Source organism: Anaerolineales bacterium (assembly GCA_022866145.1).
In the GTDB taxonomy this organism is placed as follows: domain Bacteria; phylum Chloroflexota; class Anaerolineae; order Anaerolineales; family E44-bin32; genus PFL42.
The window spans coordinates 1-7245 of record JALHUE010000351.1 but is presented as its reverse complement, the minus strand read 5'-3'; the positions used below and the strand labels follow the sequence as shown (position 1 = coordinate 7245).

General features: G+C 64.8%; 8 protein-coding genes. 1 reads left to right on the top strand and 7 read right to left on the bottom strand.

Translation table 11 applies throughout. The features are described from left to right. Window positions 1–96: 96 nt before the first annotated feature. From arsB to MUO23_10825, 7 genes are all read right to left on the bottom strand, one after another. On the bottom strand, window positions 97–1242 hold the full coding sequence (arsB, locus tag MUO23_10855) for an ACR3 family arsenite efflux transporter (GenBank protein MCJ7513454.1): 1146 nt from the start codon (window positions 1240–1242) through the stop codon (window positions 97–99). 1 nt (window position 1243) lies between these two features. Further along, window positions 1244–1495 carry a thioredoxin family protein gene (locus MUO23_10850; protein MCJ7513453.1) on the bottom strand — a complete coding sequence of 84 codons (252 nt, stop codon included), beginning with the start codon at window positions 1493–1495 and terminating at the stop codon, window positions 1244–1246. A 173-nt stretch (window positions 1496–1668) separates the two neighbouring features. After that, a complete protein-coding gene (locus MUO23_10845; protein ID MCJ7513452.1) occupies window positions 1669–2121 on the bottom strand; it encodes an OsmC family protein in 453 nt (150 codons plus the stop codon). Then, entirely contained in the window at window positions 2118–2855 is a 738-nt protein-coding gene (locus MUO23_10840) for a putative zinc-binding protein (protein MCJ7513451.1), read from the bottom strand. The genes MUO23_10845 and MUO23_10840 overlap by 4 nt, the downstream gene beginning before the upstream one ends. After that, window positions 2848–3279 carry a putative zinc-binding protein gene (locus MUO23_10835; GenBank protein ID MCJ7513450.1) on the bottom strand — a complete coding sequence of 144 codons (432 nt, stop codon included), beginning with the start codon at window positions 3277–3279 and terminating at the stop codon, window positions 2848–2850. The genes MUO23_10840 and MUO23_10835 overlap by 8 nt, the downstream gene beginning before the upstream one ends. Further along, complete coding sequence (locus MUO23_10830) at window positions 3276–3725, bottom strand: glycine cleavage system protein H (protein ID MCJ7513449.1); 450 nt, start codon at window positions 3723–3725, stop codon at window positions 3276–3278. Before MUO23_10830 ends, MUO23_10835 begins: the two co-directional genes overlap by 4 nt. A gap of 79 nt (window positions 3726–3804) precedes the next feature. Next, entirely contained in the window at window positions 3805–4197 is a 393-nt protein-coding gene (locus MUO23_10825; protein ID MCJ7513448.1) for a metalloregulator ArsR/SmtB family transcription factor, read from the bottom strand. Window positions 4198–4493: 296 nt separating this feature from the next. Between MUO23_10825 and MUO23_10820 the strand changes: the two genes are divergently transcribed. Next, window positions 4494–7245 (top strand): right-handed parallel beta-helix repeat-containing protein (locus MUO23_10820; GenBank protein ID MCJ7513447.1); only part of this gene is annotated, 2752 nt, incomplete at its 3' end.

Genomic DNA, 7245 nt, shown 5'->3' with positions numbered 1-7245 from the left:
TCGAACGTCTCGACCAGCTTGGCATGGGCTTCTTCTGGCATCGTACGTCCCCTGCGGGCGACAACGCACAGTCGCCAAGCGCAAACCGACTTCGGCTCAGCCGGATCCTCCCGGCCCAGCCCCGACCGGCGGTGGACAGGCCTCCTCGGCCGCCGCCACCATTCCGGCCGGCGCCGCCACAAGTTCATGCCCGAAGTACCGCCGCTGGAAGCGGAAGGCGACGTTGACCAGCGCGATCATCACCGGCACTTCGATCAGCGGGCCGATCACGGCAGCAAACGCCTCCCCAGAGTTGATCCCGAACACGGCGATCGCCACGGCGATGGCCAGCTCGAAGTTGTTGCTGGCGGCGGTGAACGCCAGCGTCGTCGTCTTGGAGTAGTCGGCCCCCACCCGCCGCCCCATCCAGAACGACACCAGGAACATCACCACAAAGTAGATTACCAGCGGGATGGCGATCCGTACGACGTCTAGTGGCTTGGTCAGAATCAGCTCGCCTTGCAGGCTGAACATCACCACGATCGTGAATAGTAGGGCGATCAGCGTCAGCGGGCTGATGCGCGGAATGAACTTCTTCTCATACCAGGCTTTGCCCTTCAGGCGGAGCAAGATGAGGCGGGTGAAGAACCCGGCCAGGAAGGGTATGCCCAAGTAGATGAACACGCTGCGGGCGATCTCAGCCATCGTGATGTCCACGGCGCTTCCCTGCAGCCCCAGCCGGGCGGGCAGCACCGTGATGAAGATGTAGGCATAGAGGCTGTAGAACAGCACCTGGAACACGCTGTTGAAGGCGACCAGGCCAGCGGCGTACTCGGTGTCCCCCTTGGCCAGTTCGTTCCACACGATAACCATGGCGATGCAGCGCGCCAAGCCGATCAGGATCAACCCGGTCATGTACTCCGGGTAGTCGTGCAGAAAGACCACCGCCAGGACGAACATCAGGATCGGTCCGATCACCCAGTTCTGCAGCAGCGACAAGCCCAGGATCCTGCGGTTGCGGAAGACCTCGCCCAACTCCTCGTAGTGCACCTTGGCCAGCGGGGGATACATCATCACGATCAGGCCGATGGCGATCAGGATGTTGGTCGTGCCGACCGTGACGGACTCATTGAAGCTCTGCACCGCCTCGGGGAACAGGTAGCCCAGGGCGACCCCCAGCGCCATGGCCAGGAAGATCCACAGCGTCAGGAAGCGATCGAGTGTCGACAGGCGGCGGGGGGCGGCGGCAGCAGCAGCGGACATGTCAGCCCTTCTCCAGTGCCGTCGCCACCCACGAGGTTACTTCAGCCTCCGTGGGGATGCGGCCGGCACACACTAGATGTTCGTTGACCACCAGACCCGGGGTGGCCACGATCGAGTACTTCTTCATCTCCCCAATGTCCGTTACCTTGATGACTTCTGCCTCGACCTCAAGCTGGGCAAGAGCTCGGCGTGTAACGGCCTCCACCTCATGGCAGTTGGCACAGCCGGGTCCTAGAACTTTGATCGTCAGCATTTCTTACTGTCCTCCTTGGGGATATGCTGGATCCTCACGTACATGGAAGCACGCTTCTCGCACATGAGCGGCCGGCGCACGAGCGGAAGACCCTCTCATCGCAAGGGCCAGCTCGACCGGGCGGAACAGGCCTCGCGTAGCGTCCACCTCGGCCGTCCAGCCTGCCTCTCCACTCACTCCACCACCTCAAGTTCCAGGTCCATGACTATCTCGGACTTGACTGAATTGGCCACCAGGCTGTACTTCTGAGCGGCCGCCAGGGCGCGCCGCGCCCGTGCCTCGACGATTGCCTTGTCCTCCCCAGCCGCCGCGATGCGGATGACGGGTCGGAAGTGCAATCGGGTGAAGATCTCGGTCCGGTCGAGCTCGATCAGCTTGGTCCCTTCCGTGCGGCACTCATAGGACTGCAGCTCGAGCTTGAAGCGCTCCGCCGCCCACAGGAACATCATCATCACGCAGGTGTTGGCTGCTGCCACGAAGGCGTCTTCGGGGGTGAGCACGCCCGGGTGGCCTTGGGCGTCGGGCGGGGCGGAGAAGTCCATCTCCGGACCGTTGCCCATCACGATGCGACCCCAATGCTCACCTTTCCAGGCCACGTGGGTGTGATAGGTCGCCGTGCGGTTCATTGGGCGAGCTCCCTTCCCTGACAGAACGCAGCATACTCGCGCAGCAATGCCTGCTCGTAGGCAGCCTCCCTCCCCGCGGGGATGGGGTTGTAGATCCCGACTGTTGCCAACAGTTCGCCGGCAACCTCCGGCCCAGGCATCTTGCCCTGCTGGCGAAGATTCTCGAAGATCAGAGGTAACGCCATCAGAGTCACCTCCTGCTCATCGACCAAGACCCTCTGGATCGGGATCCCCGAGCCGCACGAGCATGCCGCCTGTATTGATTCGTGCGATTCTGCCTCCCCGCCAGCGAGCTGCACCGGCGCCCCCGTAAGTCTGCTCCAGGGCCTCCCCAGGAGGTCATCGACCAGCCGAGCGGTCTCCCGGGCCGTTGCCTCCACCGCCCGACGTCCGGCCTCATCTAGCCGCCGCCGGCCGCCGGGTTGCGGCAGTCCTGCCTGCTGGATCAGGTCGCGAACGACCACGCTGGCCGCCGGCTTGCCGGAGTACATCTCTGTTCCGCGGGCGGCACAGCGCAGCTCACATCCGTCAAGAGCGATGGTTGGGTAGAACCGGGCGAAGGTGCGGTCACCCTCCCCGCCAGCCAGGAAGAGCGGCAGGCAGATCGTCACCGTCTCCCCCGGCCGCAGCTCCTCCAGCACCTTTAGGGCCGCCAATCGAGTCACCGTGCCTTCGGGGAGTTCTTCGCCCGAGCAGGCGACGATCCCAACTTTCTTCCCGGGCAGCTCAGGCATGCTGTCCTCCCCCTTCTCTGTCCAGACCTCGGTCATCGATCAGCGAGGCGATCTCGCTGGCCAGCGCCTCGGCAAGCTTCATGCCTCCCTCGTTCAATTCCGCGATCCCCTGCGGCTTGAACTGCTTGTAGCGGCGGTACACATCGAGAATGTCGTAGTCTTGGAGAACCGCGCCGCCATTCTCCGTGACCATCTTCGTGGCGCATGCCAGCTTGCAGCCATCGATCGTGACCGTTGGGTTCTGCGCCACGGCGGCCCGGGAAGCCTCATCTCCCAGGACCAACAGCGATAGGGGGACAAGCCGCGTCGTCTCCGGCCGCAGATGCTCCGTCAACTCAAAGGCGGCTTCACGGGTCACCGTCCCATAGGTCTTCCCGATGCCACTGCACGGGACGACCACAACCTTGCGTCTCCTCTCGCTCATAGCTTCTTTACTTCCTCCTCGGCCTCGCGCCGCATGACTTCCAGGTACGCTTGCGGGCTAAGGAGCCCGGCCTGATCTCTGTCCCAGGCCTCCGCTTCGATCACCGCCAGCCAACCCTGGCCGTAAGGATCCTGGTTGACCGTTTCCGGGGCGGTAGCCATCGACGGATTGACCTCAACCACCTTGCCGGTGACGGGCGAGGGCAGGACGACGTTGACCTTGATCGTCTCGATGGTCGCCACCTCGTCGCCGGCGGACAGGGTTGCCCCGACGGGTTTGACCTCGGCGAAGGCAACATCCCCGCTTCTCTGCTGCAGGTAGTCCGACAGGCCAATGCGCACGTTCCCGCCCTCGGCCAGGACCCACAGTCCTTCGCCACTGTAGACGCGATCGGCGGCCACGCGGAAGATGAACTTGTCGACTGTGGTCTCCAGGTACTCAGGCATTCGTTGCTCCCTTGGGCGAACCGAGCCCTTCCGCCAGAACCGGGAAGCGTCCCCAGATCCCGGACAAAGGCCGGCTGGGTCAACAGGCTACCGGTTCGGCCGCTGCAGCGCTCTCACAGTGAGGGCAGGGACACGCCTTGCTGGCCCGGCGGCTCGGGCTGCGGTACGTCAGCCGCTTGCCGCTCTTGTTTGCAGCGCCAGCGGCCGTCGTCCTGGCAGCCGCCAGCAGGGACACCACCGAAGGTTCGGCCACCGTGTAGTACACATTCCAGCCGTCGCGCCGGTCCGTCACCAGTCCAGCCTGGCGCAGCCGCGCCAGATGCTGCGAGATCGCCGCCTGGCGCTGCCCAAGCAGCGCCTCCAGATGACAGACGCAAGCCTCCTCATCCCTTAGCAGAACCTCAAGGATCTGCAGCCGCATAGGATGGCCACAGACCTTGAGCAGATCACCGGCAGCAACATAGCCGTCCATGCTTGGCCTCCGTGGCACATTCAATATTCCGAATACATTGTATGCTCTGGGGCCCAAGCCGGCAGGTGACGTTTGTCCTGGGCCGGCCGGACAGAGCACCCTGGGGGCATCGCACCCGCCCTCGAACTACGGGCGCCTGCCGCCCGGCACGCCTGCCCCCCTGGCGCCGGCAGGATGCAGCATTCGCCCTTGTGGACGTGCCCGGTCACCCGTAGACTGAAAGCGTCCCCGGTGTCTTCCCGCACGATCCAGGGGGACATGTCAAGCGTCCGAGCCAATCACCCGGAGGTCACGCAATGAATCCGAGGCTTGTGCGGGCCATCTTCACGATCCCCATGGTTCTGCTGCCCATGGTTGTCCTGGTTCCACTGCCCAGAGCCGCCGCCGTCAGCGGCGGCGGCTTCTTCGTCGAATCGACCGAGGATGGAATCGACTCCAACCTCGGCGACGGGGTGTGTGCCACTGCGCTGGGTCAATGCACGCTGCGCGCGGCCGTGATGGAAACCAATGCGCTTCCCACGGCCGACCGCATCGAACTGGGTCCACAGGTCTACGGTCTGTCGATCCCGGGGTTGTTCGAGGAACAGGCGACCACAGGGGACCTGGACATCTACGGGACGCTGACGATCGTCGGCCAGGGGATGACCCTTACCGGTGTCGACGCCGGCGGAACAGGGATGGGCGACCGCGCCATTCATGTCCACCCGGGGGCGACCTTTCGCCTGGAGGGCGTGGACGTCGTCAACGCCGATATTGGCATGGGATCCAACGGCGCCGGACTGCGCAACGACTCCGGCAATGTGGTCATTCAAGGCTCATCCTTCCAGTTCAACCGGGCCCACAACGGCGCCGGCCTGATGAACGTCGGTCAGATGGTCATCCGCAACAGCCTGATCGGGTCCAACACGGCGACCGACTCCGGCGCCGGGGTCCGTAATGACGGCACCCTGGAGATCGACAGCAGTTCGATCCTCGAGAACGATGCCCTGGCCGGGCCGGGCGCCGGCATCCAGAATCACGGGACTCTGGTCATTCGCAACTCCACGATCTCGAACAATCGCGCCGGACCCGTCGGGGGCGCGATCTACAATGGCTATGGCCCGACGAGCAGCGGTGCATCCCTGACAATCAACAACTCCACCATCTTCGGCAACCTCGCTCTGACCGGCGGCAGCACCGAGCCGACGACCGGCGGGATCTACAACGTGGACGCCAGCTCGGTTCAGCTGAGCAACTCGATCCTGGCCTGGAACGGCGTTGACGACAGCACCCACGTCACCTACGTCGACTGCTTGGGCACAATCACCTCACGCGGATACAACCTGTTCAGTGCAGTGGATGCATGCACGCTTGACGGCGATCTGACCGGCAACATCCTCACTGCGGATCCTGGCCTGGGGCCCCGCGAGGAGGATCCTGCGCATACCGCCTCTTTCCCGCTGCTCCCGGGGAGCCCGGCGCTGGAGGCCGGCAGCCCGCTCGCTCCCGGCTCGTCCGATGCCGCCTGCGACCCGGTCGACCAGCGCGGCATCCTGCGCCCGCAGGTGGCGCGGTGTGATATCGGCGCGCGTGAGATGGAGGGCACACCCCCTCCTTCGCCCACCCCCCCGCCTTCCGGGCTGTTCCTTGACGGCTTCGAAACCGGCAACCTCTCCGCCTGGTCCTCCGCCCAGATCGATCAGGGCGACCTCGCCGTCTCATTGGGAGCAGCGCTCGGCGGCGCGTACGGCCTGCAGGCGGCCATCGACGACGACCGCGCGCTCTACGTTGTGGACACTACGCCTGCCAACGAGAGCGCCTACGCCGCCCGCTTCTACTTCGATCCCAACGGCATCGCCATGGCCAGCGGCAATGCCCACCTGCTCTTCAAGGCGCTGGATGCCGCTTCGCGAACCGTGTACCAGATCGAGCTGCGTTCTTATCAGGGCGACTACCAGATCCGCGCGCAAGCGCTCGGCGATAGCGGCGGTGCAACCAATACCTCCTGGTTCCGCCTGAGCGACGATCTGCATCTGCTCGAGGTGGTCTGGCGGGCGGCGTCCGGCGACGTCGCCCCCGATGGTTGGCTGGCGTTGTGGCTCGATGGAGACCTAGTCGCCAGCAGTGATGGGCTCGACAACGACGCGCTGCGGGTGGATTCCGTCCGCCTGGGCGCTGTCGCCGGGATCGACAGCGGCACAAGCGGCATCTACTATTTCGATAGCTTCGGATCGACCCAGGGCATCCCCCTCGGCCCGGACCCAGGAATCACACTGCCTTCGCCGCCACCCACCCCGGATGCGGTCTTCGCCGACGGCTTCGAGAGCGGCGATCTCACTTCCTGGTCGGCGGTCAAGAACGAGGCGGATCTGACCGTCGGTTCATCGGCTGCGCTGGGCGGAGGGTTCGGTCTGGCGGCCATCGTCGACGACACGGCGCCGCGCTATGTGAGCGATTGGAGCCCGGTCTCCCTGAAGTCGTATGCAGCCCGGTTCTACTTCGACCCGAACAGTATCCTCATGACCAGTGGCAACTCCCACGTGCTCTTCAGGGCGCTGGATTTCGCCGCTAAGACGGCCTTCCAGATCGAGCTGCGTTCCTACCAGGGGGAGTATCAGATCCGCGGCTATGCACCCTGGGACAGCGGCGGTGCTTACAGCACACCGTGGTTCCGCATCTACGACGACGTCCATTTGATCGAGGCCATCTGGCAGGCGTCATCGGCAGAGGGCGCGATGGACGGGGCACTGGCCCTCTGGCTGGACGGGGAACTCGCCGCCAGCGGCAGCGGCATCGACAACGACACCCGCCGGGTGGACAAGGTCGATCTCGGCGCGGTCACCGGCCTGGACAGCGGCACGTCCGGTACGTACTACTTCGACGCCTTCGCGTCGACCTCCGGAAATCCCCTCGGCCCCGATCTTGGGATCACGCTTCCATCCCCGCCAGCCACGCCTGAGCAGATCTTCGGCGACGGATTCGAGAGCGGCGATCTCTCCGCCTGGTCGGCGGTCACGAACAGGACGGATCTGACCGTGAGTTCATCGGCCGCGCTGGGGGGAGGCTTCG